20 protein-coding genes are annotated in these 20062 nt (G+C 62.4%); 9 read left to right on the forward strand and 11 right to left on the reverse strand.

Features of this window, described 5'->3' with window-relative positions:
- The first annotated feature begins 67 nt into the window (after window positions 1–67).
- Window positions 68–1300: an MFS transporter gene (locus B0E55_RS04320; protein ID WP_080909158.1), complete on the forward strand. Its 1233-nt coding sequence runs from the start codon at window positions 68–70 to the stop codon at window positions 1298–1300.
- A gap of 48 nt (window positions 1301–1348) precedes the next feature.
- Here the strand turns inward: B0E55_RS04320 and B0E55_RS04325 are convergent, their stop codons facing one another.
- From B0E55_RS04325 to B0E55_RS04350, 6 genes are all read right to left on the reverse strand, one after another.
- Entirely contained in the window at window positions 1349–2128 is a 780-nt protein-coding gene (locus tag B0E55_RS04325) for a DUF427 domain-containing protein (RefSeq protein WP_080909159.1), read from the reverse strand.
- Between the two features lie 57 nt (window positions 2129–2185).
- Complete coding sequence (locus B0E55_RS04330) at window positions 2186–2662, reverse strand: nitroreductase/quinone reductase family protein (protein ID WP_041815139.1); 477 nt, start codon at window positions 2660–2662, stop codon at window positions 2186–2188.
- Window positions 2663–2945: 283 nt separating this feature from the next.
- Window positions 2946–4739, reverse strand: a complete 1794-nt coding sequence (locus tag B0E55_RS04335; protein WP_080909160.1) for a DEAD/DEAH box helicase family protein — start codon at window positions 4737–4739, stop codon at window positions 2946–2948.
- Entirely contained in the window at window positions 4739–5599 is an 861-nt protein-coding gene (locus B0E55_RS04340; RefSeq protein WP_060938210.1) for an SDR family oxidoreductase, read from the reverse strand. Before B0E55_RS04340 ends, B0E55_RS04335 begins: the two co-directional genes overlap by 1 nt.
- Window positions 5600–5658: 59 nt before the next feature.
- Complete coding sequence (locus tag B0E55_RS04345) at window positions 5659–6561, reverse strand: dihydrodipicolinate synthase family protein (RefSeq protein ID WP_019744773.1); 903 nt, start codon at window positions 6559–6561, stop codon at window positions 5659–5661.
- Window positions 6562–6594: 33 nt separating this feature from the next.
- Window positions 6595–7380 (reverse strand): aldolase, encoded by a 786-nt coding sequence (locus tag B0E55_RS04350; protein WP_019744772.1) that lies wholly within the window; start codon window positions 7378–7380, stop codon window positions 6595–6597.
- Between the two features lie 165 nt (window positions 7381–7545).
- Between B0E55_RS04350 and B0E55_RS04355 the strand changes: the two genes are divergently transcribed.
- Both B0E55_RS04355 and B0E55_RS04360 read left to right on the forward strand, forming a co-directional pair.
- On the forward strand, window positions 7546–8136 hold the full coding sequence (locus tag B0E55_RS04355; protein WP_019744771.1) for a helix-turn-helix domain-containing protein: 591 nt from the start codon (window positions 7546–7548) through the stop codon (window positions 8134–8136).
- Window positions 8133–8558: a hypothetical protein gene (locus B0E55_RS04360; RefSeq protein WP_003946354.1), complete on the forward strand. Its 426-nt coding sequence runs from the start codon at window positions 8133–8135 to the stop codon at window positions 8556–8558. The genes B0E55_RS04355 and B0E55_RS04360 overlap by 4 nt, the downstream gene beginning before the upstream one ends.
- Window positions 8559–8565: 7 nt before the next feature.
- Here the strand turns inward: B0E55_RS04360 and B0E55_RS04365 are convergent, their stop codons facing one another.
- From B0E55_RS04365 to B0E55_RS04375, 3 genes are read right to left on the reverse strand one after another with little or no spacing between them, the layout of a single operon-like run.
- Window positions 8566–10038: a carboxylesterase/lipase family protein gene (locus B0E55_RS04365; RefSeq protein WP_080909161.1), complete on the reverse strand. Its 1473-nt coding sequence runs from the start codon at window positions 10036–10038 to the stop codon at window positions 8566–8568.
- The gene (locus tag B0E55_RS04370; RefSeq protein ID WP_080909162.1) at window positions 10035–11564 is read right to left on the reverse strand and encodes a carboxylesterase/lipase family protein; all 1530 of its coding nucleotides are present in this window, start codon (window positions 11562–11564) and stop codon (window positions 10035–10037) included. Before B0E55_RS04370 ends, B0E55_RS04365 begins: the two co-directional genes overlap by 4 nt.
- 29 nt (window positions 11565–11593) lie before the next feature.
- Window positions 11594–13003, reverse strand: a complete 1410-nt coding sequence (locus tag B0E55_RS04375; protein WP_030244277.1) for a dihydrolipoyl dehydrogenase family protein — start codon at window positions 13001–13003, stop codon at window positions 11594–11596.
- A gap of 82 nt (window positions 13004–13085) precedes the next feature.
- On the opposite strand from B0E55_RS04375, the gene B0E55_RS04380 reads away from it, so the two are divergent.
- Together B0E55_RS04380 and B0E55_RS04385 are read left to right on the forward strand one after the other, a co-directional pair.
- A complete protein-coding gene (locus tag B0E55_RS04380) occupies window positions 13086–13838 on the forward strand; it encodes an SDR family oxidoreductase (protein ID WP_007727631.1) in 753 nt (250 codons plus the stop codon).
- Entirely contained in the window at window positions 13838–15160 is a 1323-nt protein-coding gene (locus tag B0E55_RS04385) for an NAD(P)/FAD-dependent oxidoreductase (RefSeq protein WP_003946361.1), read from the forward strand. Before B0E55_RS04380 ends, B0E55_RS04385 begins: the two co-directional genes overlap by 1 nt.
- A gap of 3 nt (window positions 15161–15163) precedes the next feature.
- Here the strand turns inward: B0E55_RS04385 and B0E55_RS04390 are convergent, their stop codons facing one another.
- Window positions 15164–15667, reverse strand: coding sequence for a COG4315 family predicted lipoprotein (locus B0E55_RS04390; protein ID WP_080909163.1), 504 nt, complete (start codon window positions 15665–15667; stop codon window positions 15164–15166).
- A 124-nt stretch (window positions 15668–15791) separates the two neighbouring features.
- Here B0E55_RS04390 and B0E55_RS04395 point away from each other — a divergent pair, with 124 nt between their 5' ends.
- Genes B0E55_RS04395 through B0E55_RS04405 form a run of 3 tightly spaced genes read left to right on the forward strand, consistent with a single transcriptional unit; the run spans window position 15792 to window position 17899 of the window.
- Window positions 15792–16268: a MarR family winged helix-turn-helix transcriptional regulator gene (locus B0E55_RS04395; protein WP_020908655.1), complete on the forward strand. Its 477-nt coding sequence runs from the start codon at window positions 15792–15794 to the stop codon at window positions 16266–16268.
- Window position 16269: 1 nt separating this feature from the next.
- Window positions 16270–17121 carry an ABC transporter ATP-binding protein gene (locus B0E55_RS04400; protein ID WP_080909164.1) on the forward strand — a complete coding sequence of 284 codons (852 nt, stop codon included), beginning with the start codon at window positions 16270–16272 and terminating at the stop codon, window positions 17119–17121.
- Window positions 17081–17899: an ABC transporter permease gene (locus B0E55_RS04405; protein WP_019744762.1), complete on the forward strand. Its 819-nt coding sequence runs from the start codon at window positions 17081–17083 to the stop codon at window positions 17897–17899. The genes B0E55_RS04400 and B0E55_RS04405 overlap by 41 nt, the downstream gene beginning before the upstream one ends.
- A gap of 13 nt (window positions 17900–17912) precedes the next feature.
- Here B0E55_RS04405 and B0E55_RS04410 read toward each other — a convergent pair whose 3' ends face one another.
- Complete coding sequence (locus tag B0E55_RS04410) at window positions 17913–18356, reverse strand: helix-turn-helix domain-containing protein (RefSeq protein WP_019744761.1); 444 nt, start codon at window positions 18354–18356, stop codon at window positions 17913–17915.
- Window positions 18357–19248: 892 nt separating this feature from the next.
- On the opposite strand from B0E55_RS04410, the gene B0E55_RS04415 reads away from it, so the two are divergent.
- Window positions 19249–20061: an FAD:protein FMN transferase gene (locus B0E55_RS04415; RefSeq protein WP_020970361.1), complete on the forward strand. Its 813-nt coding sequence runs from the start codon at window positions 19249–19251 to the stop codon at window positions 20059–20061.
- The last annotated feature ends 1 nt before the right edge of the window (window position 20062 follow it).

Raw genomic sequence — 20062 nt, forward strand, 5'->3', positions numbered from 1 at the left:
CAATCTATCGCTTCTGGAGATAGATCATGCATATCTATCTATTGGACGCACGTCGGTGTGGGCGGTCATGCTTGACGACATGATTTCAAGCGACGCGCGTCCGAGGCTCGGACTACCGATAGTGCTGCTGATGGCTGCAGCGACGGGTCTGTGCGCGGGCGGTAACTACTTCAATCAGCCACTTCTCGATTCCATTTCGGATCACTTGAACGTCTCGGCCTCCGCAGCGGCCGCGACGGTGACCATTGCACAGGTCGCGTATGCACTCGGATTGATACTTCTGGTTCCGGTAGGCGACATGGTCGACCGACGCAAGCTGACGGTAGGGCTCATGCTGCTGGCGGCTACCGGTCAAGCGGTCAGCGGATTTGCGCCCAACTTTGCCACGCTTGCCGTGGGAATCGCAGTGGCAGGGGTCTTTTCGGTTGCTGCCCAGGTGCTGATTCCGTTTGCCGCCTCACTGGCCGAACCTGAGAGGTCCGGTCAGGTGGTCGGAACGATCATGAGCGGACTGCTGATCGGAATCCTGTTGGCGCGCAGTGTTGCCGGCGTGCTCTCCGGACTGGGAGGTTGGTCGACGGTCTACAAGGTTGCGGCGGTTCTGATGGTGGTGATGGCCGTGGCACTGTGGCGATCTCTGCCTTCCGATTCCGCCGATCGACCGAAGGCAAGCTACGGCGCAACGCTCGTGTCGGTAGGGAAGTTGGCTGCGACCTTGCCGCGCCTGAGAACTCGATCGGCCATGGGCGGGCTGGCTTTTGCTGCCGTCAGCACAGTCTTCACGACAATGGCCTTTCTTCTCTCCGGCGAATTCGGCTACAGCGATACTCAAATCGGCCTGGTCGGACTACTCGGCGTGGCGGGAGCGTTGATGGCGACCGTGGCGGGCAGACTGGCCGATCGGGGACTGGGTCAGGTGGCGACGGGCGGAGCTATCGCGATTCTGTTGGTCTCGTGGCTTCCGTTTGCCTCCGGTGCCACGCATATAGTGTGGTTTCTTGTTGCCATCGTTCTTGCCGACCTCGCGCTGCAGGGAGTGCACGTCAGCAACCAGAACGTGATCTACGCCCTTGTCCCCGAAGCGCGTTCGCGTGTGAACTCGGTGTACATGACCACCTACTTCGTGGGTGCCGCCGTGGGCTCGGCTGTGGGGTCGATGGTGTGGAAGTCGTACGGCTGGAACGGAGTATGCATCGCCGGGTTGGTCTTCTCCGTTGCAACGGCGTTGGTGTGGATGCACGATCGCCGGCTGGAAAAGACTGAACTGCGAATCCCGGAATCCCTTGTCTCGGTGGGATAGGCACCCGCACCTTCTCGGATCCCCGCACCTGTCAGATTTCGGCGCCTGTCAGATTTCGGTACCGTCCACCAGGATCTTGCCGACGCGTTCGGGATAGAACGACACGTGGTTGTCGATCCCGGACGCTTCGGCGGTAGTGAACGGATAGAACCACGCCAGATCCTCGATCGGTGCGAGTTCGGTTGTGCCGGTGAAGGACAGATACGACGCAGTGCCCTTGTACGGGCAGGCCGTGGTGGTCGGGGACGGCACAAAGTACTCGCTGCCAACGTCGATTCTCGGAATGTAGTACCGCGTGGGCAGTCCGGTTTCGAACAGCAGTCTGGGTCGCGTCGTCTCGGCGACCAGTACGTCGCCGACAAAAACTTGGACGTGTCGGGACGAGGGGAGTGCGTCGATACGTACGTATGGATCGCGGGCGTGGACAAAGACCTGTTGATCCTCCTCGTACCAGGCGTCCATGCGATCCCAATAGAACGCGGCGTACTCACTCAGGTCCAGGGAACCGTCGAACTGTTCAGGGTAGGACCAGACGGCGTCCTCGGCCCGGCGATCCCCGATCTCGATCGTCCAATAGGTGGCGTCGCCTTTCCAGGGGCAATGGGTGGTCGTCGACGTCGGGACGAGGAATTCGGTGCGAACGTCCGCGCGAGGGATGTAGTACATCGGCAGGCGGCCGCGTTCGAAAAGGTACACCGAACGAGTGGTGTCCGCGACGGCGTGACCAGCGAAGAATGCTCGAATGCGGCGGGGGTTCGGCTCCAGTGCGATCCGCCCGTTGGAAGCTGTGATCTGTGTGTCTTCTGCGTGAGTCAGTGCTGTGGACATTCGCGAATGCTCCTGAGATCGGCAGGGTGGTCCTTCCCATCCTGCGCTCGCCAGCAGCTATTTGACAGGTTGGAGTCGAAATACGCGGATCTGGCGCCCGAATGCTCGATCGGCGTAGGTTTCGTACGGTGGCCACGTGGTGGTCGCGAGCTTCCACAACTTCTTACGCGTGGCGCCCTCCGCCAGACTCGCACCGACCGGTATTTCGACGCCCTTCACTGTCACGATTGCGGTGGGATTTGCCATCAAATTGAGTGTCCACGCTGGATGCGTATCCTGCCCCCAGTTGGATCCGACGACGACAAACGCATCGCCGTCGGGTGCGTACAGAAGTGGCGTAGTGCGAGAACGGCCGGTCTTGCGGCCAGTGGTGGTGAGCAGTAGCTGGGTCACGGTGTTCTCGCCGACGAGTGAGAGCTTGCCGCCCGACGCTCTCTGCACTGCTCGATCGAGCGGAACCAGATCCTTGCCGAGATCCGAGAACCATTGTGTATGGCCGACATTGCGCATCAATGACCGGTAGATATTGCGCATAGGACCCCTCGGTTTCTCGGCACTGTTTCGAGGCTGGTGCACCTCGACTCGAAAGAGTCTGCCACGTCAGGTCACAGATACCTGAGTCCCAAGGTCCCGAAAGGAATGAAGCGGTCAGCCGAATTCGGTTTTGGTGGAGCGGAATTGGGGCATACCTCCGAAACCGTTCGTGTGCGCGCGTTGGACGGCCATTGGAAGGTCAAGCCGCCGTGGTCAAGCCTCCGAGGTCAAGACTCCGAGGTCAAGACTCCGAGGTCAAGACTCCGAGGTCAAGCCTCCGAGGTCAAGACTCCGAGGTCAAGACATCGGGCTCTAGCCACTCGACGCCGAGCAGTTCGGACAGCGACCGCAGACCGGATCGATCACCACCTTTCAGACCTGTGACCGAATTGAGATTGCGCAACATGACCGTGGCGACGTCCTCTTCCTTGGTGCCCACGCCGAAGGGTATGACCCATGGACACGTCTGGTAGTCGCGGTGTGACCGACCGAATGTCTGTTCTGCCGCGATCCCTGAGTATCGCGGTTGATGAAAGATTCCCGTCCGTGGCAACGAGGACGCGTGAGTGCCGTCGGGGAGTGCTTCGTTGGCGTGGAGCGAGATCGAGGTCGTGACATTGAAGACGATGACCGGTGCATCCCCGCGTTGAAACCGCAGACGTTGACCCTCCTTGTCCGGCACCGCGCCGAACAGTTTTGCCACCGAGATCCCGGCGTCTTCGATCATCTCGACCAGTGGATCGCCTGCCGTGGAGACGAATTCGACGGCCACCAACACCTGTTTGCCTGCCTTGACCTGCGCCTGCGCCCACTGGGCCGTCGATTCGGCGCGGATCATGCCCGCCTTCTGTCGATAGCGCAGAACAAGCGCACGGCCCCGCGCGATGTTGCGGCTCTTGCGGGCCAATCCCATTTCGTAGGCGTACTCGGCCCACTCGGTCTCGTACTCGGCGCGCTGGGCATGCGTGAGGTCGATCGGCATACCGTCGAGCGGAACGGGTCCCCACGGAGTCGGTCGATGAATCATCAAGGGCGGTTTGCTGTTCGACATCCATCCACGCACGGTCTCGAGCGCCTGGGATTGCAGGGTCGCTGATTCCTTCGCCTCTGCGCTCCACGTCCACTTCCCGTAGGACTTGTCCAGCGGAAGGCCGGACTCGACAAGCCTGGCACCCAGGTCGGACCAGTACTCCGAAGGTTCTGAATGCAGCTGCGCAAAAAGCGGCGCCAGGTAACGCTGATCTGCCGGCGTATGTCCCGGTGTTGCTGTCACGGACAGGACGAACGGCGCTTGCTCGTGTGAATTGGAAAAGCGCGCAACCTTCTCGAAGGCAGCTGTGCGCTGTGTGTCGTTGCTGTACAGCTGGGCCTCGTCCGCGATCACCACACCGAAGGTGTACTTGGGACGGCCGTTCCGCGCGATCAGCTTCTTCATTTGGTCAGGCGACATGATCAGCCAGCGGAATCCGCCGTCGCCCACCGAGGCGATGGAATAGCGCCAATGCGGAATGGTGATCTGTGCGGGTCGATCGACGAGGACGAGGATGTTGGTTTCGCCGCGTTCCTCGGCAATCGTCTTGGCCGACATCACTGCGATCAGCGTCTTACCCAGGCCGGCATTGTCTGCCAACAGAAATCCGCGTTTGCCGGCCCGAGCAGCGTCGACGACGGCCGCAGCCCCCGAAACCTGCTCGGGCCGAGGAATTTTGGGTGCAGCAACCGGGCGTTCGCCGGTGCTGTCATTGATGTCGTCCTCGACCCACTGCTGATACGAGAAGGGGAGTGCCTTGAACGGAGCGAGTTCTACAGGCAACTCCGTGCCGACCCACGCGTAGCTCTTCCATTTCTTGACGAACTGCGCACCAGGCGCCGGCGTCCGAAAGGGTACGTCGAGAAGCCAGACTCGTTCGCCCGGAGCGGCTGTCGGAACGTCGGGCATCACAGCGCGTGATCGTTTCTTTGCGACAGTCTTCTTTGCGGCGGTCTTTTTGGTTGCACTCTCTTTGGGAGCAGCCTTCTTCGGTGCAGCTTTCTTTGCGGCAGCCTTGCGTGCCGTGGTTGCTTTGCGTGGTGGCATCAGGCGGTTTCTGCTGTGAGGAATTCACGCAGCGTGAGCGCAGGCCGGCCGACAAGGTCCTCCACGGTGCTCGTGATCATCGCCAATTCACCCTGCGCGATTGCGGTGTACGTCGACACCCAAGCATCGAGCTCCCAATCGGGTGCGTTGTACGACGCCCGCGACTCGTAGGCTTCCTCGAGCGTTTCCTCGACGTACGTGGTCCGCTTGCCGGTGACCTCGGTGATGATGCTCGCGGCCTCGGAGAGCGTCAGTGCCTCGCGTCCGGTCAGGTTGTACGTCTGTCCGACATGAGAATCCAGATCCTGCAGAACCGACACGGCGACGGCAGCAATGTCGGACCGCGCTACCGCGCCGACAAGACCGTCACCTGCGGGTCCGCGGATCACACCGTCTTCACCGGCGAGAGCGGGTAGGAAATCGAGGTAGAAGCTGTCGCGCAGGAAGGTGAATGCGAGTCCGGAAGCGCGGATATGTTCTTCGGTGATCCAGTGATCGCGAGCGAGCGTGAACGTCGCGTCCGGAGCGGCACCGAGGAAAGACGTGTAGACGATGTGCCTGACCCCGGCCTCCGCTGCGGCGTCGATGAAGGTGCGGTGCTGATCCAGGCGATCTGCGCTTTCGGCCGCCGAGACCATGAAGAGGGTGTCGATTCCGGCCAGAGCCGCGAGAGCGCTCTCCTGATCCCCGTACGTGGTCTGGGCCGAATCGGCACCGGGGAGCTGCGGTAATCGGTTGACCGAACGCGCGATCAGTCGCTGCGGGACACCGGCGTCGGCCAACGACCGAGCCACCAGTCCGCCGATATGACCGGTAGCGCCGGTGACGGCGATCCTTGCAGACCGTGAATCTACGGACATGGTGCCCCTCCTTCGGTCGGTGTGCATCCCATCTTGCCGGAACCCACTCCCACGTCAGGTCACGACGCGACGATTACACCGCGAGCCACCGACAGAGCGTCGGACAAAGCTGTCCTGGTGTTGTCGTCGAGGGGCAGCAGGGGCCGGCGGGGAAGGCCGGCGTCGACGCCGAGAAATTCCAACCCGGCTTTGACCGTCGACGGCAGTCCGCGACTGACGAGGACCTTCAGTAGTGGCTCGATCTGTTCGAACACAGCGGCGGCACCCGACCGATCACCGGATTCGAGTAGACGCCAGAAGTGCACCACCTGTTCGGGGGCCAGACACGGTGCTGCCGTGCACCATCCGCTTGCACCGGCAGAGAAAGATTGCAGTGCAAGAGGATTGCTGCCGTTGAAGAAGGGGATCGTGCCACCGCTCAGTTCGTTGATGCGGTTCATCCGGGTGATGTCGCCGGTGGATTCCTTGATCATCGTGATGCCGTCGACGGTGGAGACGAGGTCGACGAGAAACTCCGGCGACATGTCGATCCCTGTGGTCGCGGGATTGTTGTAGATCATCGTGGGAATGTCGACGGAATCGGCGACCGCACTGACGTGTTCACGAATCTCCTGCTCACCCAGATGCCAGTACGACGTGGGGAGGATCATCATCGCGTCGGCGCCGGCGTCTGCTGCGATCGATGCTCGGCGGAGTGCTCCCGCCGTCGTCAGATCCGACACTCCGACGACGGTGGGGACTCGTCGGTCGACGTAGTCGACAGTTTCCCGGGCGACCGACTCCCATTCGGCGTCGTCGAGATAGGCGCTCTCGCCGGTGCTGCCGAGTGGGGCTATCGCGTCGACACCACTGCTGATCATGCTGTCGAGGAGCGTGTGTAGCGGCTTGGGATCGAATGCTCCGGTGTCCCGGTCGAACGGGGTGATGGGGTAGGCGACGATTCCCTTGATTGTGCTGCTCATGGGGTTCTCTGTTCTGTTGGTGGGAAACGAAATTCAGTTGGTCAGTGCGTCGGGATGATTGCGGAGAGCCCGACGGGCGTAGTACGCGAAGTTCGCCTCGCTGCGCCGAGGGGTCAGTGTCCAATCGTGAGCCTCCTTCGCCAGGCGAGGCGGTAGCGGCTTGATGTCGCCGGCAGCCATTGCCAGCAACTGCAGCCGCGCGGCCCGCTCGATCAGATGCCCGAGGGAGCATGCTTCTTCGACCGTGTTGCCGACGACGAGTTGGCCGTGGTGGGCGAGCAGAATTGCCCGCTTGTCGCCGAGCGCAGCCGAAATGATCTCGCCCTCTTCGTTTCCCACGGGAACTCCGGGCCAGTCGGCGAGAAATGCGCAGTCGTCGTAGAGGGGCGCGATGTCCATTTGGGAGACGACGAGGGGAATCTCGAGCATCGACAACGCCGTCGCGTGCAGTGGGTGTGTGTGGACGATGCAGTTGACGTCGGGTCGGGCGCGGTAGATCCAACTGTGGAACCTGTTGGCGGGGTTCGGCATGCCCTCCCCGTCGAGGACTTCGAGGTCCTCGTTGACGAGCAGGAGGTTGTCCTCGGTGATCTCGTCGAACCCGAGGCCGAGTCGCTGGGTGACAAACGTGCCAGGCTGCTCACCGCGGGCGGAGATCTGGCCGGCGAGACCGGAATCGTGGCCGGCGTCCGACAGTGCGCGGCAGGTCAGTGCGATCTTCTGTCGAAGTGTCCAACTGCCTGTGGTTACTTCGGTGAGCATTTTCGTCTCGGCGGTGGCCATGAGTTCTTGCTTGCTCGCATGCATCGTGTCGGTCATGGGGTGTGCCTTTCTCGGGGCCCGGAATCAATGACATTCAGTCACCTATAGGACACAAAGTGTCATATAGGACGGAAATGCGCAACCCTCAGGACGAGCGTCGCTGATCGTCGCAGGTCAATGTGTTGGTAGGGTGATGACACAAAGTCTCGTGAGGGGAATCGAATGGCAGCGTTTTTGCGAACACATCGGCGTCGCGCCGGTCTGACGCTCGAGGGCCTGGCCGAGCAGACCGGTCTGACGAAGAGCTATCTCTCGAAGGTCGAGCGGGGTATCAGTACCCCGTCGATCGCGGTGGCGCTCAAAATTGCACGGGTGCTCGATGCCGATGTGGGACAACTGTTCTCGGACAGTATGGAGGGCAATGCCATGACGATCGTGCGCGCCAAGGACCGCGTGATCGACCCGGCTTCCTCCGTGCAGTCTTCCGTCTACGATCCGATCGCGCCCTCCATGGTCGGAAAGGCCATGCAGCCGTTCGTGGTTCATCCGGCGTCGGTGATGGGTCCCAAGTTCATGGACCACACGGGAGAGGAGTTCGTGTTCGTGCACTCCGGATCCGTAGAATTCGAAATCCCCGGACAGACGATGCACCTCGACGCCGGCGACAGCCTGTATTTCGACGCGAATACGCCACACCGGATGCGATCGGTGTCGGCAGATCGTGCGGTGGTGCTGGTTGTCGTCTACGACAAGCCTTCGACTGGATCACCCAGCGGTGACTCACTGGAAGCGCACTGCGGGGTGAGCAGATGACCCTGGGGATCGACACGACACTGACGCTGCTCGCGGCCGGTCTGATCTTCCTTCTCTCCCTGTGCCTGGGAATCTGGAAGTACCGACAGATGGCCACCTCGGATAATCACCTCGCCCATCCGTATGTCGACATCGCCCACCGCGCTGCCCTGATGTACTCGTTTGCGACGCTGCTGATCGCGGTGTTCGTCGAACTCAGTGCGTGGCCGACGTGGATCAACCTGACCAGTGCCGCAGTGGTCGTGTTCTTCTTTCTCGCAGCGATTTTCAGCTACATCGCTCACGGTGCGATGAAGGACACCGACAATCAGTTCGAGTCCGCCGGTCCGCCCCTGCACCTCGGAATGTTCCTGCTGATTCTCGGTGAGGTGGGCGGATTCGCGGTCCTGCTCGCAGGTTTCGTGAAAGGCCAGTTCTTCTGACCGGGCTTCAGCGTCGGTGCTCGTAGCCGATCCAGGCGCGTCGACGCTCACCCATCGGGTCGTTCTCCACTCTGGACGTCTCGTCGAAGATCATCGTTTGCCGCTCCGGGACGGAGTAGGCGGGCCAATCCTGGTCCGGCACTCCGTGTCGGGCGAAATGGATCCAGTGGCGCTGCACGGTGGAGGTCACCGCGGCCAGTCCGCGACGTCCACCGACCGCGGTCAAGGCCGCGGTGAGTGCATCCGAACGGCCGAAGACCGCAAGCAATTCGGTGGCATGGGTAGCGCCCATGCCGATGAGTCTGAGCAGGCGAGGCGCAAAATCGTAGCGGTAACTGTAGGTAGGAGCTACCTGGCAATGGCCCTGTGCGCACAGTATTGCCGGTTCCCAGAAGGTGATGTCGCCGCCGAGATCGGCGGCAGCGAAACGATGCGGATACGTGGGATACGCCGCGAGCGCACGTGCTTTCACTTCAGGGGTGGTGTGGGAGAACATCTTCTCGATCCGAACCGGGTTGGTAGGCAAGATGTCGAGAACGCGCGGAAAGATCCGCCCCTCATGGAGATTCGAACCGACGAGCAGCGGAACGGGGTGGGCCCGTCCGGCGGCGAACACGTCGAGCGGGTGTTCGGGAAGAATGTCGTCACCCACTACAGGGGCGAATGCCCGTGTTCCGGGTTCTTCGTCCGCGCCGCGTCGCGCAAGTTCTTCGCCGGCGTCGACCAGTTCCTTCACCGAAGCGGAGCGCAGCCACGAGGCAGGATCGGTTTCCGGTGCGTCTGCGATCTCGAGGAACTCGCGCGCCCATCGCTGCGCTCGATCCTTTCCGTATGCCGAAGCAGCCGGCGGACTTTGAGCAATGGCCCGAGCGAACAACCCTCGGGCCGCGGGCGTTGCCATCAGAGTGGTGACAGCGTTGGCGCCGGACGATTCACCGAAGACGGTGACGGCGTTCGGGTCGCCACCGAAGGAGGCGATGTTGCGCTGGACCCACGTCAGCGCGGCGATCTGATCGCGCAATCCGAGGTTCGTGTCGAATGATTGTTCAGCAGTGGAATACTCACTGAAATCGAGGTAGCCCAACGCGCCGAGACGATATTGGATCGAGACGTAGACGATGTCGCCACGTTCGACCAGGCTCGTTCCGCGGTACATGGGCGTCGACGGATTCCCGCCGTTGTACGCGCCGCCGTGAATGAAGACCATGACCGGTCGCAACGAATCCGACGGTACCTGCGGGGCCACGACATTGACGAAGAGTGAGTTCTCGTCGAAGTTGCTCTTGCGCTGCGGAGACGGAGAGCCGAATGCTTCCGCCGGGCGGACACCATTCCAAGCCTCGACCGGCTGTGGTGTGCGAAATCTCCAGCGGCCGGTCGGGGCCGCTGCGTAGGGGATTGCTCGCCAGGTGCGCAGTCCTCGATCGAGGCGCCCGCGTACGACCCCGGAATCGAGAGTGATCTCGAGGGGGCTCGTCACGGTAGGGAGATGTCGGTGCCGTGGCTACGGTAACCGCTGTATCCCGACCAGGCCAAGCGTTGTTCACGTCTGGGATCGTTCTCGACGCGGACGATCTCGTCGAAGATCATGGTCCTACGCTCCTGCGCGTCGTAACGCGGCCACGACCCACGCGGCGAGCCGTGCTTGGCGAAGTGAAGCCAGTGTCCCTGAACAGATTCGGTGACTGCGCGCAGTCCGCGCCGACCGCCGGGAAGGGTGAGGCCGCGCCCGACAAGGGTGTCGCCGATACCGAAGACCGCGAACATCTCGAAACCGTGAGTGGCGTCGAGGCCGAGCCAACGCATCATCGTCGGCGCGAAGTCGAATCGGTAGGCGTACGTCGGCGCCGATTGTGCGTGAGCCTGCATCAACTCCACTGAAGGGTGCCAGAACGTGACGTCTCCACCGACATCGGTCGCGGACTGCTCGTCGGGATAGCCGGGATAGGTTGCGAGGATGCGCTTTCCGGCCTCGGGATCGGTGAGAGCGAACATGGTGTCGATGCGCGACGGGTTGGTCGGGAGTGCGTCGAGCACCTTCGGGAACAGCGTTCCCTCCCGTCTGTTGGTGCCGATGATCATCGGAACCTGGTGTGCCGATCCTTCATTGAATGCGTCCAAGGGGGAGCGCGGCAGGAAGTCGCCGTCGACGACTGGACCGAAGGGATGTAGTCCAGGCGTGTTCGCCAGTACCTCGGCACCGAGTCTGCTGCCTGCTCGGCCCAATTCGACGGCAGTCGCCGAGGTCAAAGCCTTCGCGGGCGGTAGACCGGAATTGAGGATCTCGACGAAACGCGCACCCCAGGCGTGCGATCGCTGCGTGCTCGAGACTAGATCCGGAGCCGAACTCTCGGCGATCGCACCAGCGAACAGTCCCTTGGCAGCCGGAGTAGCCATCAAGGTGGTGACGGCAGTGGCTCCGGCGGATTCACCGAAGATCGTGACTTTTTCAGGATCCCCACCGAAGGCCGCGATATTGCGCTGCACCCATTGCAGGGCCGCGACCTGATCGCGCAGTCCGAGGTTGGAATCGAATGCCCGCTCGGCCGTGGAGAAGGGTGTGAAATCGAGGTACCCCAGAGCACCGAGGCGGTAGTTGATCGAGACGTAGACGATGTCGCCGCGTTCGACGAGGGACGCACCGGAGTACAAGCCGGTAGCCGAGGTCCCGATGGTGTTTGCCCCACCGTGGATGAAGACCATGACCGGAAGCGGGGTGTTACCGGCGTTCGCTGGAGCGAGCACGTTGAGTGTCAGACAGTCCTCGCTGCTCGGCTGGTACTTCCCGGGCGAAAGCAGCAGCCCCTTCTTGTGCTGGACCGAGGCGTCGCCGAACCTGGTCGCGTCGCGTTCTCCGGTCCATGGTGTGACCGGCTGTGGCCGCGTCAGACGCAGTGTTCCGACCGGCGGCCGGGCGTAGGGAATTCCGCGCCAGGCACGAAGTTTTCCCACCCGGCGGCCGCGTAGGGTGCCGTCGGCCGTGGTCACAAGTATGTCGGACGCCATGTCGCGACTATACGTACTTCGGGATCGCGTCAGCGGCGAGCCTCCAGCAATCGAAGCCAGACCTCACTGACCGTCGGATACGAGGGCACCGCATGCCAGAGAGTTTCGAGTGGGACGGCGCCGACGACCGCGATTGTCGCCGCGTGCACCAGTTCGGATACTTCGGGCCCGGCAAAAGTAGCGCCGAGGATCACCTCGGTGGCCTTGTCGATGACTAACTTCGCGCGCCCGGAGTAGTCGTCGCGCAACAGCGAGGATCCTGCGACGGCCAATTCGATCTCCACGACTTCGACGTCGTAGCCGTCGTCGCGAGCTTTCTTCTCGGTGCGTCCCACCCAGGCGATTTCGGGTGAGGTGAACACCACCTGGGGGACCTGTCCGTTGTCCGCCGACGCCGTGTACCGAGGTCCCCTGAGTCCGCGGCTCTCGGCCCGCGCGGCGATGACGTCTCCGCAGACTCTCGCCTGATACTTGCCCATGTGGGTGAGGGGAGAGCGACCGTTGATGTCTCCGACGGCGTAGAGCCACTCACCTTGGGCACAGAGGTGATCGTCAGTGGTGACGTACTTGCCGTCCTCGAGGCCGATGACGGACAAGCCGAGATCGGCAGATGTCGGCCCGCGGCCCGCCGCGACGATGACCTCGTCGACCTCGATCACACCGGAAGAGGTCTCGATGCTGACGGGTCCACCGTGGATGTGGCCCTCACCGGTGTCCTTGGCGTCGGGTCGCGACACCGAGTTGACGGCGGTGCTCAGTCGAACGTCGACGCCGCGGGCGCCGAGTGCTTCGGCAACCATCGTTCCGGCAAACGGTTCTGCCGATTTCAACAGAGCATCGCCTCTCACGAGCAGTGTCACGTGAGCGCCGAACGACGACAACCACGTTGCGCACTCCGTTGCGACGACTCCGCCGCCGATGACCGCCACCCGCGACGGAACCTCGTGGAGATTGGTCGCATCGCGCGACGTCCACGGGAGTGCTTCACGCAACCCCGGCGTCTTCGGGACAGTGGCAGTTGTGCCCGTGGCGAGTACAACGGCTTGGCGGGCGCGGAGCTTACGGGTCCCGTCGACGGTCACAGCGCGCTCGCCGTCGATCACCCCGTGGCCTTTGATCACGGTGATTCCCGCGGAGGTGGCCCAGTCGACCTGGGACGAATCGTCGTGGTTGTGGGTGAACGAGTCGCGCCGTTTCAGGACGGCCTCGACGTCCAGCGGTCCGGCCGGGATCCCGGGCAAAGCGTCGGCCGCCTCGAGGACCTGCCCCGGGCGCAGTAGCGCCTTGCTGGGCATACAGGCCCAATACGAGCATTCACCGCCGACCAGTTCGTGTTCCACGATTGCGGCGGTGCGATTACTTCCGGCGATGGCGTACGCGGCGGCGTTCTCGCCGGCGGGCCCACCGCCGATCACGATGACATCGAATTCGTCGGTCATGCCTCCACGGTATGTCGGATCGGTCCGAGTTCGCTCGGTTACCGCCGGGTACGAGAACTCGATGATGGTTACAGTTGCACCCATGACGCGGCAGAAGATTTTGATCACCGGTGCCAGTTCGGGTCTGGGTGAGGAGATGGCCAGGAGATTCGCCGCGGCCGGTCGCGACCTCGCGTTGTGTGCCCGGCGGACGGATCGTCTCGACACGCTGCGTGGGGAGCTGGTGGCGCAGTACCCGTCGATCAGCGTCGCAGTGCGCGAACTCGATGTGACCGAACACGATTCCGTCGTCCGGGTTTTCGGTGAGCTGCGCGACGAGTTGGGTGGCCTGGACCGGGTGATCGTGAACGCCGGGCTTGGCAAGGGCGCCAAGATCGGAACCGGAAAAGCGCACGCGAATCTTGCAACAGCGCAGACGAATTTTGTCGGCGCGCTGTCGCAGTGTGAAGCCGCGCTCGAGATCTTCCGCGCGCAGGACTCCGGACACCTGGTTCTCGTGTCCTCGATCAGCGCGGATCGGGGGCTACCCGGGCCAAAAGCGGCCTATTCGGCAAGCAAGGCCGGGGTAGCGGCTCTGGGTGAGGCGCTCAGTATCGAGTTGGCGCGCACACCTATTCGCGTCACCACCCTGCTGCCGGGCTTCATCAAGACCGACATGTCCGCCGGCGCCGGCGACGACGCAGCGCTCATGGCCAGTTTGGACGAAGGCGTCAGTGCCATGGTCGACGCCATCGAGAAGGAAACCACCCGAGCGGCGCTACCCGGCCTCAAGTGGCAAGGGATAGATGCGGCCCTACGATTCCTGCCCAACTCCGTGACAGCGAGGTTTGTCTGATGAGCATCCACATCTCGAACGGTAAGCCCCGCGTAGTGATCGTCGGTGGCGGCTTCGGTGGACTGTACGCAGCGAGACGACTCAAGAAGGCCGACGTCGAGGTGGTTCTGATCGACCGAGGGACCAGCCACGTCTTCCAGCCACTGCTCTACCAGTGCGCCACGGGTCTGCTCTCCGAAGGGCAGATCGCAAGTCCGCTGCGACATCTGCTCGAGGACAACAAGAACACGAACGTCGTTCTGGGCGAGGCCAAGTCGGTGGACGCGGACGCCGGAATACTGACTGCCAGTCGCTTCGACGGGTCGACCTTCGAATTGCCGTACGACTACCTGATCGTGGCGGCTGGAATGCGCCAGTCGTACCACGGTCAGGACGAGTTCATCAAATGGGCGCCCGGCATGAAAACCCTCGACGACGCTTTGGCGATCAGACGCAGTCTCATTGCTGCGTTCGAGATGGCCGAATCGCTCCCGACAGCGGAAGAACGTCGACCGTGGCTGACATTCGCCGTGGCGGGCGGCGGACCCACCGGCGTCGAATTAGCCGGACAGATCCGCGAATTGGCAATGCACGCGCTCACAAACGAGTTCCGGTCCATCGACCCGGACGAGGCAAGGGTACTGCTCTTCCACGGCGATGATCGGGTGCTGCCTTCGTTCAGTCGCAAGCTCTCGGCCGCCGCCAAACGTACTCTCGACGGGATCGGCGTCGAGACTCACCTCGGCGTGCACGTCACCGACGTGTGCGAGACCAGCATCGAGACGACGGACAAGAAGACAAAAGAGAAGCGGCAGTACGAGACCCGCACGATTCTGTGGACCGCGGGCGTCGAAGCAGTGCCGTTCGCCGAGGCACTGGCCACGGCGCTGGGTGTGAAGCAGGTCGGCGGTGGCCGCATCGAGGTGGAAGCCGATCTGACCGTTCCCGGCCACCCGAACGTCTACGTGGTGGGCGACCTCATGTCGCGGGACAAACTTGCCGGGGTGGCCGAGGTCGCGATGCAGGGTGGTCGGCACGCCGGTGCCCGGATCGCTGCAACCGTGGAAAACGGAGTGCCCAGCCGAAAACCGTTCAAGTACCGCGATCTTGGAACCGCGGCCTACATTTCGCGACGCCACGCGTTGCTTCAGGCAGGGCCGGTCCAGTTGTCCGGGTTCATCGGATGGGTGTCATGGGGAATCATCCACATCGCGTTCCTCGCGGGGTTCCGCAATCGCGCCAGCACGGTGCTGAACTGGGGCGCAACCCTGGCGTCGAAAACGCGTCGGGAACGGGCAATCACGTACGGCGACCCCGAAACCGCGCGGCAGCCGTACAACTGAGGGTTACTCAGTCTTGAACACGGGGTTTCCGGCGGCGTCGATCATCCACCACAGGCTGCCGACGCTCTGTCCGAGCATGTCGCCGGGAACCTTGTCGTCGAGGTACCGATAGACGGGCTTGCCGTTGACGGTGATCTGGAAAGATCCTTCCGGCCCGTCGACAGTGTCGATGACGGCGTCGATTCCTTCGACGATGGGTGAATCGGTCACCGAGGTGACTGCCGGCCAGTACCGCAGGCACGCTTCGTCGCACGACCCGGCTTGTGAGTTCTCCTCGTCCGGGTTGTAGACGTAGACGGTCATGCCTTCGCCGTCGACGGCGATCGTCCCGAGTGGGGAGTCGGCGGTCTTCAGCAGGGGTACATCAGCGGCGGCGGGTGGCGACAGCGACGTCGCAATGGCAGTGACGTTGTCTGCGCTGTCCCCGGAATCGAGGGCGTCGGGCGAGCAACCGGTGAGGATCAGGGCGCTACTCGCAACCGTCGCGAACAACCACTGTCTGCGCATGACGTCTCCGTTCTGGGCGGGAGTGCTCGGGACAAGCAATCGGGGATACCCTTTGCGGACGAGCTGAAAACGCCGGGCGTCCGGATTCCTCGACAATAGCTCTGTTACAGAGCTATTGTGAGGTGTGGATGAAATCGGAGCAGATCACAGGCTTTCGGATGATGTCCTGGAGACGCTCGGGCAATTGCGTCGAGGCACGAGGAAGGCATCGGGGCGACCGTTTGCAGAACGACCGCTCGGCGGCGCCCAAATCGAACTCGTCAGGCTGCTACGGCGCAACCCGGGTCTGTCGGTGGCTGAGGCTGCCGGGCGATTGGGTGTCGCGGCAAACACGGTGTCCACCCTGGTTCGGCAGCTCGTCGACGATGGAGTGATCGAACGGGTTGCCGACGAGGCTGATCGACGCGTCGCGCGATTGGTGCTCTCGGACGAGGCGCGCGCCCGCGTCGAAGTGTGGCGTGATCGCCGGAGCGTGATTGTCGGCCAGGCATTGTCGAGTCTGACCGGAGAAGACAGGGCGAGGATCGAGGCTGCGCTACCAGCCCTGTCGCGATTGGCGAGCGCTCTGGCAGCAGCCGGATCAGAAGGTGAGGGGCAGTGAGATGCTGACACAGTGGTGGAAGAGCCGAGCGGCAGGTTCACCCGACCCTGGCGCACACGCGGTCGAGATCGACTCGGTTACATACAAGTTCGGCGACCACCGCGCGGTGGACAAGCTGAGTCTGGTCATCAATGCGGGGGAGTGTTTCGGCCTGCTCGGTCCCAACGGTGCAGGAAAGACTACGACGATCAGATTGCTCAACACGTTACTTCCTCTGCAAGACGGTGATATTCGGATTCTCGGTCGCTCAGTTCGTACCGAGGCGATGACCATTCGGCGCTACCTCGGATACGTGCCACAACAGCTCTCGATCGAAAGCGCATTGACCGCGCGCGAGAACGTGACCTGGTTCGCGCGACTGTACGACGTTCCGCGGTCCGAACGACGCGAGCGCGTCGACCAGGCGCTCGAGATGGTGGACCTGCTCGATTCAGGCGATCGCCTGGCGTCGAGTTTCTCCGGCGGTATGGTGCGACGGCTCGAACTTGCGCAGGCGCTGGTGAACCGACCGTCGCTGCTGGTACTCGACGAACCGACGGTGGGGCTGGATCCCATTGCCCGCGAATCCGTCTGGCAGCGAGTGGCGGAGATGCAGAAGCAGTACGGCATGACTGTGCTGCTGACGACGCACTACATGGAAGAAGCCGAGGAGCTGTGTGATCGTGTTGCGTTGATGCATCACGGTGAACTTCGGGCGGTGGGCGAGCCGAGCGAGTTGGCCGCCGAACTGGGGCCGGAGGCCACTCTCGAAGACGTGTTCCGTCACTACACCGGCGACGATCTCACCGGCGACAAGTCAGGAGGTCTCCGCGATGTCCGCAGTGCCCGTCGCACAGCGCGCCGCTTGGGCTGATCCCACTACCAACGGTTTCGCTCGATTGCTCTCGAGAATTTACACATTCTGCCTCGTGGAAGTTCAGAAGTTGCGGCACGACCGATCTGAATTGGTCACGCGCGCAATCCAGCCGATCCTCTGGTTGGTGATCTTCGGCCAGACGTTCAGTCATATCCGAGCGATCCCGACTGGTGACGTACCGTATCTCGACTTTCTCGCGCCGGGCATCATTGCGCAGTCCGCTCTTTTTGTTGCGATCTTCTACGGAATCCAGATCATCTGGGAGCGTGACGCGGGAGTCCTCACCAAATTGATGGTCACGCCGACGCCGCGCGCTGCATTGGTGACAGGCAAGGCATTCGCCGCCGGGATCCGCGCAGTCGCCCAGGCAATGGTGGTCGTCATTGTGGCGGCGCTGTTGGGGGTGAGTATGACGTGGAACCCGCTCAAACTGCTCGGGGTCGTATTGGTCGTTGTCCTGGGTTCCGCGTTCTTTGCCTGCTTGTCGGTCGCGATCGCGGGAATCGTGCTCAAACGAGATCGATTGATGGGCATCGGGCAGGCAATCACCATGCCATTGTTCTTTGCGTCCAACGCGCTGTACCCGGTCGAACTCATGCCGACGTGGGTTCAGTGGCTCAGCCGCATCAACCCGCTGAGCTACGAGGTGTCAGCACTACGCGGTCTACTCATCGGAATGCCGACCAACTATGTCGTCGACTTCGGCGTGCTGATCGGGGCAGCGCTGCTCGGAATCGTCACAGCCTCGGCACTATTGGGCCGCTTGACTCGCTGATCTTCGCACTGGATCAGTCACGAGTGAACGGTGGGGCGTACGTGCTGCAATCCGGAGGTACGGCCGGGAGTCCTTCGGACGAGCGAAGTTTCTCCGCAATCGACGAGAGTAAGTCCTGCGATTCAGGGGAGAGATCGACCGCTTTCATAGCCAGAGAACGCAATTCGCTGTCGTGGAACTCTTCGACAACCGAACGGTCTTCTTCGGGAATCAGTTCGGGATCTTGGCGAGGCGTCGGGCCGAAGAAGTACTCTGCTGCTACGCCGAAGTAATCGGCCAATGCCAAAACGACTTGCTCTGACGGATTTGTGCGCACACCGCTCCGGAGCTGAGAGAGGTACGGTGTCGAAATCTTGCATCCGCGTTGTGAAAGGGCTTCCACAACTTGTGCGTTGGTGAGTCTCGGTGCTGTGGCCGGGTACAAGGCGTTCAAGCGGTCCTTGAATGAATCGGTCACAATTCCTCCCTCGAGCGTGACCCAGCGTCACAGCTACTTCGCAGTTTTCACATAGTAGACGACACGGTTATTCTGGACTCTGGTCGAAAGTCCTTTCACCTGCGGATATTTGGCGCGGAGAGATTCCAAAGACTTTGTAAAGTATGTGATTTACACCGCGTACTGACCGTTCGTTTTGCCAACGGGCGTGCGGGTGGCGTATAAGCAAAATGTCGGTGGTTACGCCGTTGCGCTGCAGGTTCTTTCGGCCGGTCCTATGTAGCTGCGTCGATGCATTGTGACCCTGTCTGTAACGTGCGAGCGCTGCCGCCGGGCGCCGGACGTCACTCTCTCCGGCGGTTGGCGCGCCGCGTGTTCGGAACTCTTTCTCGGTGCTCTGCTCGACGCTCGCGCGTAGTGATGGGCGCGTATTTTTCTCGGCAGTCGAGAGTGAGCGGGCAGGTGTGTCGACCTGTCGAAAGTGGCGCGCGTCGAAAGCGGCCGATTGGTATGTCATCGACGTTGGAACACAGTGCTTCTCGTCAGTCGCCGCTATCTCCTGCGGTGATATCAGCGTCGCCCGGACGTGTTTTGCGGCAGACCGAGCTCGAGGCGCAGCGTCCCGGCACGACATGTCGAGCGTCGCCTCTGCGTCTTTCGGATCGGAATAGCCCGCTGCGCCGGTAGTAGTCGACGTCCGTCGACATCGGGTGCGTGTCAGGACCCTTCGAAGGACTACGCGGCTTGCACAGGGAGGGCGGCAATTCTGTCGCACAGATCTACCATCAGCCCCTGCCGTGCGCTGCTCCTCCTGCAGGAAGCGTGCCTCGGCCTCGGAAGCGGCTTATGGCACGGGGCTTGCTGACCGGCGCATACTGGTTACAACGCGGTGTGTTCGAAGGGCAGGACTGACATGGTCAGTGTCGAGAAGTGGGCGATGTGGGATTCCGCCGTGGAGGTGGATGTCACCGAAGGCGCTGCGCTGCCCACTGCGCACGCGTTGATCGCAGCTGCCATCGACGAGACCGAGGCGGTGTGCGACCTTCGCCGGGGCGACGCCGAGATTCACGCCGTCAACCTCGCTCAGGGAACTCCGGTCAAAGTGACTCGGCGTATGTCTGCTCTCTTGCGGTCGGCGCTGTGGGCGGCTCGTATGACCGGCGGCGCAGTCAATCCGCTTGCCGACAACTACTCCGAGGACGAGTCCATCCCTCCGGTCCACCCGACCCCGACGTTCGAGGACGTACAGCTCGACGGCGACGTGGTGTACGCGCCCTGGGGTGCGTCGTTCGACATCACCGGAGTTGCCAAGGCAGACACCGTCGATCGCGCCGCGCAGATCGTGGCTGCCGAACTGCAATGTGGTGTTGCCGTACGGATCGGCGACGTGATCGCCACGGCCGGCCATGCACCGGCCGGTGGCTGGCAGATTCCGGTGCCGGGCAGCGAAGAAGTCGAACTGATCAACGGAACCGCGATGGCGACGGCGCGGGCGGTAGAGCTGCCCTCCTGGGAGCCGAACCAGGAGCGTCCCTCCACGGAATGGGCGCAAGTCTCGGTGATAGCGGACGACGCGGTGTGGGCGTACGCAGCGAGCGAAGCAGCGTTGATCCGGGGTATCAGCGCCATCAAATGGGTTGAACAGCAAGAGCTTCGCGCTCGGCTCGTCGACCGATCCGGACGTGTGTACGCGACGGAGAGTTGGTTCGGCCCTGCTGCCGCGTGAA

It is taken from the genome of Rhodococcus sp. 66b, from assembly GCF_002076325.1.
Lineage (GTDB): Bacteria > Actinomycetota > Actinomycetes > Mycobacteriales > Mycobacteriaceae > Rhodococcus_F > Rhodococcus_F erythropolis.